This is a genomic window from Pseudoalteromonas sp. MBR-15 (assembly GCF_053628915.1).
Genome location: NZ_JBRJHH010000001.1, coordinates 692,647 through 706,236, shown reverse-complemented (window position 1 = coordinate 706,236; position 13,590 = coordinate 692,647). Strand labels below are relative to the sequence as shown.

Below are 13,590 nucleotides of genomic sequence, written 5' to 3'. Positions count from 1 at the left end.
GCATAAAAAAAGCCGCATAAATGCGGCTTTGAGGTTAGTCTCACTTCACTTTGGGCGTGTCTCCAAATTTCAGTGAATACGTTACCAAGGAACTTTTTTAATGTAATTAAATTGATTCTAAAGCAATTTTAACCATTTCGTTAAAGGTGCTTTGACGCTCTTCACTCGGCGTTGCTTCTCCGGTGATCACGTGATCACTTACGGTAAATAGTGCCATAGCTTTTGCGCCATACTCGGCTGCTACGCCGTACATGCCTGCTGTTTCCATATCAACGGCGAGTACGCCTAGTTTGTCGAGCTCTTGATAGAATGTGTTATCTGCTTGGTAGAATGTATCTGTTGTGAATACATTACCTACTTTTGCTTCGATACCTAGCTCTTTCGCAGCGTTTACGCCATTAAGTAGTAAACCAAAATCAGCAATAGCGGCAAAATCGTAACCACGCACACGTGCACGGTTTACGTTTGAGTCAGTGCTTGCACCTTGTGCAAAGATAACGTCGCGAATTTTAATATCGCTACCAATACCGCCACAGGTACCAATTCGAATTAGATTTTTAACGCCATAACTAACAATCAATTCACGGGCATAAATTGACATCGATGGAATACCCATCCCAGAACCCATAATACTCACTGGCTTACCTTTGTAGGTACCGGTAAAGCCATACATATTACGAACGCCTGTTACTTGTTTTGCGTCATCTAAAAAGTTTTCAGCAATGTACTGCGCGCGCAGTGGATCACCCGGCATTAATACCGTTTCTGCAAATTCGCCTACATTGGCACTGATATGAGGAGTACTCATTATTGGTTTCCTTTTTTGTTCGCTAATAGCTCATCTTTAAAGCCATCACCGTATTCAAGTGCAGGCAGATTAAACCACTGGGCAAGGGTTTGACCTATGTCTGCAAAGCTAGCTCTTTCACCAAGCGGGGTGTTTGTCATTCCCGGTTGGTAGGCAAGTACTGGCACATATTCACGTGTGTGGTCAGTACCCGCTGCGGTTGGATCACAACCGTGATCAGCGGTAATGATAAGTACATCATCACTCTGTAGCTGATTTAAAATAGTCGGTAAGTAATCATCAAACTCTTTTAACGCTGTGGCATAACCCACTGCATTACGGCGATGACCGTACTTTTCATCAAAATCAACTAAGTTTGTAAAAATCAAACTATGGTCCGGAGCCGATGCTATCACTTCTGAGGTTTTCTCAAGTAGGTTCATCAGGCCCGGCGCTTTGTGTTTTTGGGTAATGCCTTGGTGTGCATAGATATCGGCAATTTTGCCAATACTGATCACTTCACCGCCGTCTTGCGATAATTTATCAAGCAAGGTTGGCGACGGTGGTAACACCGAATAATCACGACGATTACCTGTGCGGGCAAAATCATCGCGGTTAGAACCCAAAAATGGCCGCGCAATCACTCTTCCTATGTTCATTTCATCAAGCAGCGCCCGTGCGATTTCGCAAACCTGATAAAGTTTCTCCAGTCCAAATGATTCTTCGTGCGCGGCTATTTGAAACACGCTATCAACTGAGGTGTAGCAAATCGGCATGCCGGTTTTCATATGCTCTTCACCCAGTTGTTCTAAAATGGTGGTTCCTGAGGCATAACAGTTACCTAATATGCCAGGAATACCCGAACGAGCAATTAGCTCGTCAACAAATTCTTGCGGAAAACACGGCTGTGTATTAGGGAAATAACCCCAATCAAATAACACAGGAACGCCCGCCATTTCCCAATGGCCAGACGGTGTATCTTTACCGCTTGATAACTCTTTAGCATAACCCCACGCACCTGTTGGCGCTTGACGGTCACTGACTAAACAAGGCTCTTTACCTGCAGCTTCACATGCATCGGCTAACCCTAAACGCGTTAAATTAGGCAACGCTAAATGCTCACCCGTTTCGTCTGCATAGGCTTTCAATAGATGAGCAAAGGTATTCGCGCCTACATCACCAAACTTCTCTGCGTCAGGTGCTGCGCCAATTCCTAGGCTATCTGCCATTAAGATGATTGCTCTTGCCATGGGTACCTCGTTATCAATGTGTGAATACTTTATATGCTCTTTGAATTTTTGGTACAGGACATAAGTCCTGTTTCATTAAACGGAAACATTATAAATTTGCGTCCTTAAGCGAAGCAAAAGAGATTAATCGTGTCTTTTTTGCTATTGTGATCTACCTAACAATGTTTCCTTCTGTGTGGGCGAGAACTTTAGTGACACGAACAATTATAGCTATTGCTGGCGCATCTGCGTCGGGCAAGTCTCTTTTTAGCAAGACAATTTATAACGAATTAGTCAGTGAGCTTGAACCGGGCGCGATCGCAGTGATCGAAGAAGATGCTTATTACAAGGACCAGTCGCATTTACCGTTCGACCATCGAACGCAAACTAATTACGACCATCCTGATGCTTTCGAGCATGAACTTTTACATGAGCACTTGCTTCAATTACGCGCTGGTAACTCTGTAGAAGTACCTACTTACGATTATGCAATGCATACACGCAGTGATGAAACACGTCGTGTTGCACCTGCAAAAGTGCTCATAGTCGAAGGTATTTTATTATTGAGTGATCCGGCACTTCGAAAAGAATTTGATATTAAGGTGTTCATTGATACACCGTTAGATATCTGCCTTATGCGCCGTATGCAACGAGATATGGAGCAGCGTGGCAGAACATTACAGTCCGTTGTTGAACAATATCAAGCGACAGTGCGACCTATGTTTTATCAGTTTATTGAGCCATCAAAGCACAAGGCTGATTTAGTGGTCACACGCGGCGGTATGAATCGCGTTGCGATTGATATAATTAAAAGTAAAATAAAATATTTACTGCAACAATAACAACGGGAAACAGTCAGTATGACAACATTTATGAGCTTAGTAGGCATTGTTGTGCTACTAGCCATTGCATTTGCGGCGTCAACAAACCGTAAAGCAATAAATTTAAGAACAGTCGGCATTGCCTTCTTGCTACAAGTATTAATTGGTGGCTTTGTCTTGTTCTTTGAAGTGGGTAAAAACTTACTGGCAAGTATGTCTAAAGCCGTTTCTTCAGTCATTGGCTATGCAAATGACGGGATCAGCTTTTTATTTGGCTCACTCGCATCGCAAGATACCTTAGGGTTTATTTTTGCGATTCAAGTATTGCCCGTTATTGTGTTCTTCTCAGCGCTGGTCGCTGTGTTGTACCACATAGGGGTGATGGATTGGATAATTAAAATTCTTGGCGGTGGTTTACAAAAACTATTGAAAACCTCGCGTCCAGAATCGCTTTCTGCAACCGCCAATATTTTCGTTGGCCAAACAGAGGCACCACTAATTGTTAAACCGTTTATTGCCAGTATGACTAAGTCAGAGCTGTTTGCAGTAATGGTGGGTGGCCTAGCAACCGTAGCAGGTTCTGTTATGGCGGGTTATGTGACAATTGGTGTAGAGCTCAAATACTTAATTGCGGCCAGCTTTATGGCTGCACCGGGTGGTTTCTTAATGGCAAAAATGATTGTGCCAGAGACTGAGACCCCTAAAGAAGATTTAGCCGATTTAGACGTGCAAGAAGAAAAGCCCGTTAATGTCATCGATGCTGCGGCGTCAGGTGCCGCAAACGGGATGCATTTAGCGCTCAATGTGGGTGCAATGTTACTTGCTTTTGTGGCGCTTATTGCACTTCTAAATGGTTTATTAGGCGGTATTGGTGGTTGGTTTGATCACCCAACATTAACGCTACAAGAAATTTTAGGTTATGTATTTGCCCCAGTTGCCTGGTTATTAGGTGTACCGTGGAGCGAAGCCGTAATCGCAGGCAGTTTTATAGGTCAAAAGGTTGTAGTTAACGAATTCGTTGCTTACCTCGACTTTATAAATTATCGCGATACGTTAAGTGCGCACACACAAGCGATTGTCACATTCGCGTTATGTGGGTTTGCTAACTTATCATCGATAGCAATTTTACTAGGTGGATTAGGCGGTATGGCGCCTGGTCGGCGAAAGGATATCGCACGCTTAGGGCTCAGAGCAGTGTTAGCAGGATCTATGGCTAACCTAATGAGCGCAGCAATTGCAGGTTTTTTCCTCTCGCTAGCTTAGAAACTTAATGAGATGAGCCGTAGTTGCAAAACAATAGGATAGGACTTTAAGGGGTTAAAGGTCTATCTGACTTGAACGATACTTCACCAAGGGCCGAAAGGCCCTTTTATCGTTTTTATGTGCTAATATTTATTTACTAAGTCTTTTTAAGTACATAAATGAAATCTTCTCTACTTATATCTTTATTCTTATGTATGAGTTGGTCTGTATTCGCCGCACCATCACTCACGGTCGTGACTGAGCTCTCTCCTCCTAATCAAACGCTCATCAACAATCAGGTTACGGGTGTAAGCACTGAGTTAGTGAAAGCTATTTTTGACAAAGCTGACTTACAAGCAAATATTGAACTTTACCCTTGGGCACGTGCCTTTAATATGGCGCAAAAAAAACCTAATACCTTTATTTACAGCATTGCAAAAACGCCTGAGCGATTAAATCAATTTGAATGGATTGGTGAAGTAGCGACGTACCATATGGGGTTTGTTAAACTCACCTCCCGTAAAGACATTAAAATCAGCTCAAACGAACAAGCAAAACGCTATAAAATAGCGGTACAACGTGATGATCTTGCTGCGAAGCAATTGACCGAGCGTGGCTATATTCTGGTCTATACGACGGATATTACAAAGTCGTATCAGTTATTAATTTCGGGTAAAGTTGATTTAATTATCGATGATAAAAACTATCTTACTGCGATGGCCGATCAACTGGCACAGGATGAGTCACGTTTTACCTTTGTTCATGCCATCGATTTTTTAAGCATGAATGGCTATTTAGCTGCCAATAAACACACCAATCCACGCTACATAATGGCCTTAAAAGCCGCATTCAATGAAGTATCAAAAACGCAACGGTATAAAGAAATAATGATGCTTAACAAGCAACATTAATTATTGGGTGGGGCGTACTTAGCAATATATTTATCAAGTAGCCCTTGGCGACTTAACTTGTTGTAGCTCGCTTGCAAACGCTCAACAAACTCTTGAGGCATGTTTTTGTTAAGCGCCAAAAAGTTACCCACTGTTTCATTTATTGGCAACTCAATAAGTTTTACCACTTCTTTTCCAACATAACCATATTGCGTAAGCTGGTAATGAAATGACAACTCAGAGCCAATTATCAAGTCGAGTTTATTTTTGAAAAAGAGGTTGATGCACTCATAATGATGGCCGAATTTGAGTAAGTTTTTATTATTTTCGAAGCCAATACTTTCGACAAATTTTTCGTAAATGCCATCTCGTACAACACCTAAGGTGTAGTCTTTCACTTCTGATAAGTCACGGGGATTAACATGGGTATTCGATTTTAAGCGGTAAAAGTAATTACGCGATGATGCCAATGGCCCAACCCACTTAAACAATGCTTCACGCTCGCTAATACGCGCAGCTGATATAAGCCCAGACATAGGATGCTGCTGTGCTAAATGGTAGGATCTTGCCCAGGGTAATAGTTCGAAGTGACACTCAATGCCTGCATCAATGCACATTGCACTTACAAACTCGAGATTAATGCCTTCTAAGTGCCCTTTATTAGAAAAGTTATATGGCGGAAACTGCTCAGTGTAAATCGTGAGCGTTTGTTTTGCTAACGCGACAGGGGTAAAACATAGGCATACTAATATTAAATATTTTAAAATAGCTAATGCACTCAGATAAAATTACTGCATTAAATATAGGAATATTCATCATGCCAGTCAATTTTTAGGCATTAAAAAAGCAAGCCGTAGCTTGCTTCTTTTTAACTTTTACTTTTCAGTAAAAATTATAACGGAGTGATGTTATCCGCTTGAGGACCTTTTTGACCTTGTGAAAGAGTGAACTCTACACGTTGGCCTTCAGCTAAAGTTTTGAAACCGTCGCTTTTGATAGCGCTGAAGTGTGCAAACACGTCTGGGCCATTTTCTTGCTCGATGAAACCAAAACCTTTAGACTCGTTAAACCACTTAACTGTACCTGATACGATGTTAGACATAGTATTATTCCTGATATTAAAAAATTAAAAATGCCCATGTGGGCGGGTGTAGCAAAAAATGAGATGGTACTTAAAAACTTCAGGACGGTACTACAAGTATTACTTATACAACAACGAAATAAAGATTTATTAATTACACGCTTTCTTTCTAGCTGACGCCCACTATATAGAGTTAAAGCGATAAGTCAAACACTATCGACAATTAAAATTCAAATTCAAGCGCTAAACGAAAGCTGTGGTCTTTACCCGATTGACTTAATTCACTTATAAAGCCGGCTTCCCATTTAAGCTGGTGTTTAGGGCTAAAGCGGTGCAAACCGATAAAACCAGGTCCTACACCGAAAAAGTCTTCACCCGAATACACCTCTATCGATGGCTGAAACTCAGCGCGATAACGATAACGGTATTGTAAGCGGAACTCGGTTTCCCACTCACTTTCTATGTCTGCGCCCCACTCGTACACTAAAAACGCATTCATGGTTAAGCTTGTACGACCAAATTCTTTTTCCCATAAAAAGCCTGTCGTGGCCTCGTAAGCATCAATTGTATGTTGTTTTTCAAGCTCGAATAAGGCACCCCAGTCAGCCCATAACCGCCCTTGCTCAACAAGCTGCCAGCGCAGTTCAACCTCATAAGACGCTAAACCGAAATCGCCATTATCGTCTCTTTCGCCAACCATATACCCCTCAAGGCTCATGGTATCGTTAATGGCTCCGCCAAAACCTGCACGCTGAGCAAGTACGTTGCCTTGGTCGGTTTGCCTTGAAACGAGCCGCCATTCAACCTCACGCTCAAACGGCATAACATAGGGGTGATAGACTTTATCAACCACCATGCCATCGGCGTGCGCAACATGCGCCATACTTGCCAATAACAAGCAACTAAAGCTAATAATTAAGAACCGCATACAGGCTCCTTAGTGTGTTTAACGTTTAAAACACGGGCGAGGACTAAAAATACAATTGTGGCAATTGCATAAACCCATAGCGCCGTTTTACTGGGCGTTGCTTCGTAGCCTAACAACGCTTTTAAAACCCGACCCAGCTCGGAGTTTTCAACCACAAACCCGCGCCAGTCTAAATAGTTTGATGTTATATCGAGTACGTCGATTTGACTCGCTAAATCAAGCAATATGAGTAATTTCGCCGTCGCATTTAATGCCAATAACACTATTAATGGCTGGTATCCTGCACGCCTGACAATGCTCTCGAGTAAAAAAAACAACAGCACGCCAAAACTAATGCAAATACCGACCCCTAGAAAGGTTCCTAATAGTAGTGGTTCGGCCGCGTCTTTACTGTGCCAAAAGCTCACCAAATAAATCATGTAGTGACTTAAATACAACGCCATAGTCGCTACTAATGCCACTGCTGCTGCCATTTTACTGTGCCGACAGCTTAGTACCGCGGCAACAAATATCACCACACACAGTAGCATTTGAATAAACTCTAACCCTCGGTGCTGAAAAAGCTGACTGACCCACGCCGCACCTTGAACAAACAGTAAACTAACCGCAATACCTACCATGCTGTGTATCAGTACTTGTCGTTGGCTAAGGGGCACAATCAAACTTAATAAAACGGCTAAAATTACCACTGGCAACAACTGATTTATGCTCATTAATAAACTAGTGATCAGCATTTTTATCCTCCGTCGCAATTACGGTGCCGCGTGCAGTATTAGGTGAAAATTCACCGAAAAAATCGTAGCGGCCGGGGCTTAGCGGGCCAATATAAATAACGCTGGTGCGACCTGGGTAAAGTACTTTTTCGCGGTTTAGATCAAAACTATCGAACTCTTCGGGGGTGTTATCTTGATTGTCGATCAGTAAACGTAGTTTTTTGTTTGCCGGCACTTTAATTTCGGCAGGATAAAATAAATGATCTTTTAATATGAGTGTGTACTCTTTGCCATAAGCGAGCCAAGAAGGCAGACACAACATCATAGTGAACGCAAAAATCCATTTATTCACTCCTGTCTCCTTGTATAAAGGACACGCTCACACGTAAGCCACCTAAGTGGCTATCGGCAAGCGCAATATCAGCGTTATAAATCGATACAATGTGTTCAACAATCGCCATACCAAGCCCTGCCCCTTGCTCTCCTGATGGGTGTTTATCGCCGCCCACCCGATAAAAACGGTTAAAAATACGCTGTTTTTGGGCTTCATCAATACCGGGGCCTGAATCATCAATTTGCCAGATATACCGACTATTGTCGGTTTTCAGGGTAATGCTCAGTTCTCCCTGAGCGGGGGTGTATTTTATGGCGTTACTGAGTAAGTTGCCAAATAAAGTGACGAGCGTGAATTCGTCTCCGTCGATGATAAAATCATCTCCTTCTATGCTGATTGTGTGCTCTTTTTCATCAATGCGATCATAAAGTTGCGACACCACTTGCTGGCTAATTTCGAGCACTGAAATGGGGCTAAATTGCGCCTGCCATTGCTCGGGGTAAGTTCGCCCTAAAATCAACATTTGCTCAACAATGTTACTGAGTTTATCGAGCCCTTTTTCCATCGCATCAAGTTCAATATTATCACCCCCTTGGGCAAGTAAATTATGTACATTGATTTTTAAACTGCTGAGTGGAGTTCGCAGCTCATGGGCAGCATCTGAAGCAAAAAAACGCTCCCGTAAATAGGCACTCTCAACACGCTTAAACAAGTCGTTTAAGCGATTAATAACCGGTTTAATTTCTTGCTCTGGGGTTTGCCATGGTATTGCGGTAAAGTCATTTGCTTGGCGATGCTGAAGCTGATTAGAAAGACGTGTTAGCGGTGCAAGCCCTTGTTTTACAAAGACACTGATTAGAACAGCCAAAATGGGCACACTCCACAGCAATGGGGTCATTGCTGACAGAATAACGGTTTCGGTGAGCGCTACGCGCTTACTTAACGGCTCTGCAATTAATACCCGCTTATTAGCTTCGCTTAAACGGTAAACCTTGACCCGTTGCCCCGCTAAGTTTTCGACACTAAAACCTGGCTGCCATTGGCTTTGATTAATAGGGTTATTGTGCAATGACGTTGAACTTGAGACCACTTTGTCATCAACCCAAACCTGAAACAACAGCTGGGGCAAATCAGTGCTATATGTGGGTGTTTCTTTGCTTAGCGGTTGTTCAATTAGCACATGTGCAAGCGTCACCAACTCATTATCGAGTAATGCTTCAGCCTGATTCATACTTTCGCGGTAACCTTTGGTGAAAGCCAAAAAGCAGGTCAAAATCACCATTGAGAGTATTAAAAAGGTGAGTCGCTTACGAATTGACACTAGCGTTTACCCACCACATAGCCGATACCACGCAAGGTTTTAATAAATTCCTTAGGGAATTTTTTACGCAAATGATGAATGTGCACTTCGATGGTGTTTGAACCCACTTCTTCACCCCATTCATAGAGTTTACTTTCTAACTGCTGTTTGGACTGCACCCGACCTTGGTTTTCTAACAAGGCTTTAAGCAACATAAACTCTTTACGAGGTAAATTGACAGGCTCGCCTTGATACCTCACGGTAAAAGCTGCGGTATCCATTTCGACATCGCCCACTTGCAGTATGCTCGTTTGCGCTTGCGTTAAACGCCGGCTTGCCACTCTAAGGCGAGCAAATAACTCGGCTGGATCAAACGGTTTAGCCAAATAATCATCAGCACCTAAATCAAGCCCCATCACTTTATCATCAATGCTGCCACGGGCTGTTAAAATCACCACAGGAAGCTGTTTACGATTCTTTTTTATGTGCTTAAGAATATCGATGCCATCACCATCTGGTAGCCCTAAATCAAGAACTACCAGTTCAATTTCATCGCTTTGCAACCATTGCATCGCAGACTTAACGGTCGCACTGTGTTCAACACTATAACCTTGTTGACGTAAAGAGCGACACAGGCCTTCTGCGACTAAATGATCGTCTTCAACGAGCAATAAATGCATGAGTTATCTCTTTAATTTTTTCTCGACCTTCGCCAATAATTGCGTGATTTCTTGTTGGCGATAAAGATCTGCTTTTACTCTGTCAGGGCGCGCAGGTGCTTGTTGAGCAACCAATAAAAATTCTTTCGCTGATTTGTATTTATGCTCATCATATAAAAACGCGGCATATAAATAGTTGCTGTCGATGCCACGAGGATTTAGCTCAAGCGCCTGTTTAAATAGTTTTTTCGCTTCATCATCGTCACCAAAACCGATGGGCCAACCGGGTACTTTTCCGTATAAGGTTGCTAGGCTTGTGTATGCCGAGCCATCAAGTGCATTTGGGTCAAGTTTGAGCGCTTTTTCAAATTGCGCCTTGGCATCTTTAGCCAGACCTAACGCCCCTAGCCCGCCTTTTGCACCTGCATAGCTCGATAACACAATGCCATACCAAATATGGCTTGCCGCTTGTGCGTCATTTGCTTTTGTAAATTCAGCCGTTTCACTGGCCAGCTTTTCAAACGCATTTAACTGTGCATCATCAACTAATTCGTAATTAACCACTGCCCACTGCTTTTGCACCGAGCTTAAATCACTATTAAAGTCGGCTTTTGCTGGGGCTGCCATAATAACGCCTAACATCATCAGGGCTTTTAAATTTAGTTTAGTCATAATCGTTCACCTTAATCAATTTAGTTCGCAAAAAAACTTTTAATTTTAGGAAGTTGTTTTGCAATTGCGTTATCAACTAGTGATGGAAATGCACCGTTAATACGGGCAAATAATGTTTCAGGGAAGCCGATAAAGCGGCGACGTTTTTTTGATTTAATTAACTCAACCAATGCATCAGCTACTTTTTCTGGCGGATCCATCGTGTTACCAAGTTCTTTGTTCATGGCGCGTACTTGTGGCGAGTTAATGGCGGTGTCGGTTGCACGAGGTGCTAAATACAACACCTTAACCTCGCTGTGGCTAAGCTCTCTAGCAAGTGCTTCTGTCATACCTCGCAGGCCAAATTTGCTGGCACAGTACACCGTTTGATACGGATACCCGATACTTCCAAACGACGAACCTATGTTGACTATGGTGCCTTTATTACGAGTAATTTGAGGCAAAAACAGCTGGCATAATTTAATAGGTACAGTGAGATTAATATTCAATAGATGATCTATTTGCTGCTCACTCATTTCACTAAAGCCTTGCATAACGTTCACACCCGCATTGTTTATAAGTAAACTTGCCCCCCCTATTTGCTTCGCAAATTTAGCGAGCTCATCGCGTGATTCACTGTTATTTAGGTCGGCCTGAAAATATTCAGCGTCGTTGCCACATTCTAATTGCAGTGCAGCAAGTTGCTTAATGTTGCGCCCTACCAACACCACACGCCAGCCTTCTTTTGCAAGACGAAGCGCAATAGCACGACCAATGCCCCCCGTTGCACCGGTTAGAACACAAACGGGGCTACTCATGCGCTTTGCTCCAAACCTGACTCACGAAAGAAAGGCTCAGTATCAAGATCACGGAAAATATTGCCGTAAAGTTTATAAAAGCATTTAGCAGCGTGGATTATGGCGTGTTGATCGTCTTCGTTATCGATTTGATTCATTAAACTTTCGAAGAACTTCACATGTTCAATATCAAGTGCACCGTGTGACGTAAGGTAAGTAAACGCCTTTTTAGGTAAACCAATGACGTCACGAATTTGCCCTGCTGCGTTATCTGCCAGGGCAATTGAAGTGCCTTCGAGCACATGCACCATGCCAAAAAATGCCACTGGATTACCACGATTTATTAAATCGTACGCGTATGACACCATCAGCTCTGTTGAAAACTGCGGACGCGAATTGCGTACCCGCTCTTTATCAAAACCGCAGGCAGCAATATCGTTTAACACCCACTCTTGATGGCCCAACTCTTCTTCGATGTATTCTGCAACGGCTTCACGTAGCCACTCTTGTTTATCGCTGAGCTTTGCACCCAGCGCCATTAAAAGCGGTACGGTGTGCTTAACATGGTGATACGCTTGCGATAAAAACGACGCATATTCTGCAAGGTTTACCTCACCTTTAAACACACGACCAATGATTGGTGCTGCTAATAGGTAATCACGCTCTTTTTGTGTTTCGGCTTGTAATGTATTGAAAAATTGACTCATGTTCGTCGCCTCTTGATAGAATGCTGAAATCTCGCTAGCAAAAAATGAGTTAATCAACTCGCGCTTAGGACGATTATTGCTCGTTAATAAACCTTGTGTGTGGCTCATTGGCTCTGCCAAACGGTGCCATTTTAGGATGTGTGCGTACTCTGGCAGCTGCGCGTTTTGGGCAGCAACATGCGCGGCAAGTTCATCATCAGTCATTACTGGGTTGGCAAATATTAGCGCCGATAAAAACGCGTGGCCTTCACCAACAACGACCGCTTGCTGTACATGACTGTGACTAAGTAATAACGACTCAGGCCACTCAGCGCTGATATTGCGGCCAACGCTCGTGATTAGCTGATTTTTTAAGCGCCCCTGGATCACTATGCGACCCTCGTGCTCAGCGACCAAGTCGCCTGTTGCATACCAATCATCGCTCTTATGTGCGGCTTGCCCTAAGTAACCTAAAAATAATGAGCCTTTAATAAACAGTTGGTTGTTTTCAATTTTGTATTGAATGTGATTGAGCGCGCGCCCCGCCGTTTCAATATCATCATCAGCTGGGGTATTTAAGCTCACCACCGATGAAGACTCAGATAAGCCATAACCCTGATAAACCGGTAAGCCATATTCACGGGCTTGCTTGATCAGTTTGCTACTCACCACAGCTCCCCCCACAGCAATAAATTGTAAGCTAGTCGGGACTTGCCATCCCTGCTTTGCAAAGGCCACTAAGCAGCTGAGAAGTTCTGGCACTAAAATGAGGGTATTAGGCTCAGTGCGCTCTATTGCAGCAATGAGTTTTTGCGGTTCACGTAACTGAGCACCCGAAAAACCAAGTTCAGCCAATGGCACTACATTAACACTCCCACCCGCTAACAAAGGCGCATATACACCGGCTAAGTTCTCAAGAAGTACAGGTAAAGGTAAAAGACACAGATGGTTTGGTTTTTCTAAACCAATACGTTTATAAAGTGACGTTGCTACCTTGATTTGGCTTTCAAGCGATAAACACACCCCTTTTGGCGTACCTGTTGAGCCCGACGTAAAGGTTATTTTTTGCGTATTTTCGAAATATGTAATCGGCTGTGTATCAGATAACTGATATACATATAAAGGGTAGCGTTTACATACGTCAACCAAGGCCACTAATGTTGCATTTTCGCCTTCGAAAACACGATCACATACAAACAACTCAGCCCCACTATTTTCTAGACTCAGCGCAATTTGCTGTGCGGTAAAAAACGTTGGAAGCGGAATTGCGACCCTTTCAAGTTCAGTAATTGCGGCTTCAAGCACACACCATGCTGGTGTGTTATCAAGTTGGAAAGCAACGCCTTGGCCTGAAAATTCAGCCAATGTTGGTAATAAACGCGCGACCTCTTCAAGAAAGCCATGCTTAGTTAAAGAACGCACACCATCAGGGTGCTGGCACATCAATAAAACGTCGCTATCGCGGTGCGGTA

Annotated in this window: 15 protein-coding genes and 1 pseudogene; 3 read left to right on the top strand and 13 right to left on the bottom strand. The window is 43.2% G+C overall.

What is annotated here, in order from left to right; translation table 11 throughout:
• Positions 1–106 precede the first annotated feature (106 nt).
• Both deoD and ACSSVW_RS02970 read right to left on the bottom strand, forming a co-directional pair.
• The gene (gene deoD, locus ACSSVW_RS02975) at positions 107–808 is read right to left on the bottom strand and encodes a purine-nucleoside phosphorylase (protein ID WP_036972525.1); all 702 of its coding nucleotides are present in this window, start codon (positions 806–808) and stop codon (positions 107–109) included.
• Positions 808–2,037: a phosphopentomutase gene (locus ACSSVW_RS02970; RefSeq protein ID WP_036972526.1), complete on the bottom strand. Its 1,230-nt coding sequence runs from the start codon at positions 2,035–2,037 to the stop codon at positions 808–810. The genes deoD and ACSSVW_RS02970 overlap by 1 nt, the downstream gene beginning before the upstream one ends.
• A gap of 191 nt (positions 2,038–2,228) precedes the next feature.
• Here ACSSVW_RS02970 and udk point away from each other — a divergent pair, with 191 nt between their 5' ends.
• From udk to ACSSVW_RS02955, 3 genes are all read left to right on the top strand, one after another.
• On the top strand, positions 2,229–2,858 hold the full coding sequence (gene udk / locus ACSSVW_RS02965; protein WP_036972527.1) for a uridine kinase: 630 nt from the start codon (positions 2,229–2,231) through the stop codon (positions 2,856–2,858).
• Between the two features lie 18 nt (positions 2,859–2,876).
• On the top strand, positions 2,877–4,100 hold the full coding sequence (locus ACSSVW_RS02960) for a NupC/NupG family nucleoside CNT transporter (protein ID WP_454178797.1): 1,224 nt from the start codon (positions 2,877–2,879) through the stop codon (positions 4,098–4,100).
• 158 nt (positions 4,101–4,258) lie between these two features.
• Positions 4,259–4,990, top strand: coding sequence for a substrate-binding periplasmic protein (locus ACSSVW_RS02955; protein ID WP_421419913.1), 732 nt, complete (start codon positions 4,259–4,261; stop codon positions 4,988–4,990).
• Here ACSSVW_RS02955 and ACSSVW_RS02950 read toward each other — a convergent pair.
• The 11 genes and pseudogenes from ACSSVW_RS02950 to ACSSVW_RS02900 form a co-directional block, all read right to left on the bottom strand.
• A complete protein-coding gene (locus tag ACSSVW_RS02950) occupies positions 4,987–5,667 on the bottom strand; it encodes a substrate-binding periplasmic protein (RefSeq protein WP_421420667.1) in 681 nt (226 codons plus the stop codon). The two genes, ACSSVW_RS02955 and ACSSVW_RS02950, sit on opposite strands and share 4 nt — an antisense overlap.
• A gap of 194 nt (positions 5,668–5,861) precedes the next feature.
• Complete coding sequence (locus ACSSVW_RS02945) at positions 5,862–6,071, bottom strand: cold-shock protein (RefSeq protein ID WP_036972536.1); 210 nt, start codon at positions 6,069–6,071, stop codon at positions 5,862–5,864.
• A 202-nt stretch (positions 6,072–6,273) separates the two neighbouring features.
• The gene (locus tag ACSSVW_RS02940) at positions 6,274–6,978 is read right to left on the bottom strand and encodes a hypothetical protein (protein ID WP_036972537.1); all 705 of its coding nucleotides are present in this window, start codon (positions 6,976–6,978) and stop codon (positions 6,274–6,276) included.
• Positions 6,966–7,712 carry an iron transporter gene (locus ACSSVW_RS02935; protein WP_454178796.1) on the bottom strand — a complete coding sequence of 249 codons (747 nt, stop codon included), beginning with the start codon at positions 7,710–7,712 and terminating at the stop codon, positions 6,966–6,968. Before ACSSVW_RS02935 ends, ACSSVW_RS02940 begins: the two co-directional genes overlap by 13 nt.
• Positions 7,699–8,016 (bottom strand): cupredoxin domain-containing protein, encoded by a 318-nt coding sequence (locus ACSSVW_RS02930; protein WP_421420665.1) that lies wholly within the window; start codon positions 8,014–8,016, stop codon positions 7,699–7,701. The genes ACSSVW_RS02935 and ACSSVW_RS02930 overlap by 14 nt, the downstream gene beginning before the upstream one ends.
• A 19-nt stretch (positions 8,017–8,035) precedes the next feature.
• On the bottom strand, positions 8,036–9,346 hold the full coding sequence (locus ACSSVW_RS02925) for an ATP-binding protein (protein ID WP_454178795.1): 1,311 nt from the start codon (positions 9,344–9,346) through the stop codon (positions 8,036–8,038).
• Positions 9,346–10,005, bottom strand: coding sequence for a response regulator transcription factor (locus ACSSVW_RS02920; RefSeq protein WP_065979228.1), 660 nt, complete (start codon positions 10,003–10,005; stop codon positions 9,346–9,348). The genes ACSSVW_RS02925 and ACSSVW_RS02920 overlap by 1 nt, the downstream gene beginning before the upstream one ends.
• A gap of 3 nt (positions 10,006–10,008) precedes the next feature.
• Entirely contained in the window at positions 10,009–10,656 is a 648-nt protein-coding gene (locus ACSSVW_RS02915; RefSeq protein ID WP_036972546.1) for a tetratricopeptide repeat protein, read from the bottom strand.
• A gap of 20 nt (positions 10,657–10,676) precedes the next feature.
• Positions 10,677–11,453: an SDR family oxidoreductase gene (locus ACSSVW_RS02910; protein WP_065979227.1), complete on the bottom strand. Its 777-nt coding sequence runs from the start codon at positions 11,451–11,453 to the stop codon at positions 10,677–10,679.
• A complete protein-coding gene (locus tag ACSSVW_RS02905) occupies positions 11,450–12,139 on the bottom strand; it encodes a TenA family transcriptional regulator (RefSeq protein ID WP_454178818.1) in 690 nt (229 codons plus the stop codon). Before ACSSVW_RS02905 ends, ACSSVW_RS02910 begins: the two co-directional genes overlap by 4 nt.
• 18 nt (positions 12,140–12,157) lie before the next feature.
• Positions 12,158–13,561, bottom strand: a pseudogene (locus ACSSVW_RS02900) (AMP-binding protein); the annotation flags it as partial.
• Between the last annotated feature and the right edge of the window lie 29 nt (positions 13,562–13,590).

Excerpts from the sequence above, each read along its gene's own strand:
- ACSSVW_RS02970 (WP_036972526.1), bottom strand. The coding sequence starts at position 2,037 with ATGGCAAGAGCAATCATCTTAATGGCAGATAGCCTAGGAATTGGCGCA.
- ACSSVW_RS02920 (WP_065979228.1), bottom strand. The coding sequence starts at position 10,005 with ATGCATTTATTGCTCGTTGAAGACGATCATTTAGTCGCAGAAGGCCTG.
- ACSSVW_RS02940 (WP_036972537.1), bottom strand. The coding sequence starts at position 6,978 with ATGCGGTTCTTAATTATTAGCTTTAGTTGCTTGTTATTGGCAAGTATG.
- ACSSVW_RS02930 (WP_421420665.1), bottom strand. The coding sequence starts at position 8,016 with ATGATGTTGTGTCTGCCTTCTTGGCTCGCTTATGGCAAAGAGTACACA.
- ACSSVW_RS02960 (WP_454178797.1), top strand. The coding sequence starts at position 2,877 with ATGACAACATTTATGAGCTTAGTAGGCATTGTTGTGCTACTAGCCATT.
- ACSSVW_RS02905 (WP_454178818.1), bottom strand. The coding sequence starts at position 12,139 with ATGAGTCAATTTTTCAATACATTACAAGCCGAAACACAAAAAGAGCGT.
- ACSSVW_RS02915 (WP_036972546.1), bottom strand. The coding sequence starts at position 10,656 with ATGACTAAACTAAATTTAAAAGCCCTGATGATGTTAGGCGTTATTATG.
- ACSSVW_RS02935 (WP_454178796.1), bottom strand. The coding sequence starts at position 7,712 with ATGCTGATCACTAGTTTATTAATGAGCATAAATCAGTTGTTGCCAGTG.
- ACSSVW_RS02910 (WP_065979227.1), bottom strand. The coding sequence starts at position 11,453 with ATGAGTAGCCCCGTTTGTGTTCTAACCGGTGCAACGGGGGGCATTGGT.
- ACSSVW_RS02945 (WP_036972536.1), bottom strand. The coding sequence starts at position 6,071 with ATGTCTAACATCGTATCAGGTACAGTTAAGTGGTTTAACGAGTCTAAA.
- ACSSVW_RS02955 (WP_421419913.1), top strand. The coding sequence starts at position 4,259 with ATGAAATCTTCTCTACTTATATCTTTATTCTTATGTATGAGTTGGTCT.
- deoD (WP_036972525.1), bottom strand. The coding sequence starts at position 808 with ATGAGTACTCCTCATATCAGTGCCAATGTAGGCGAATTTGCAGAAACG.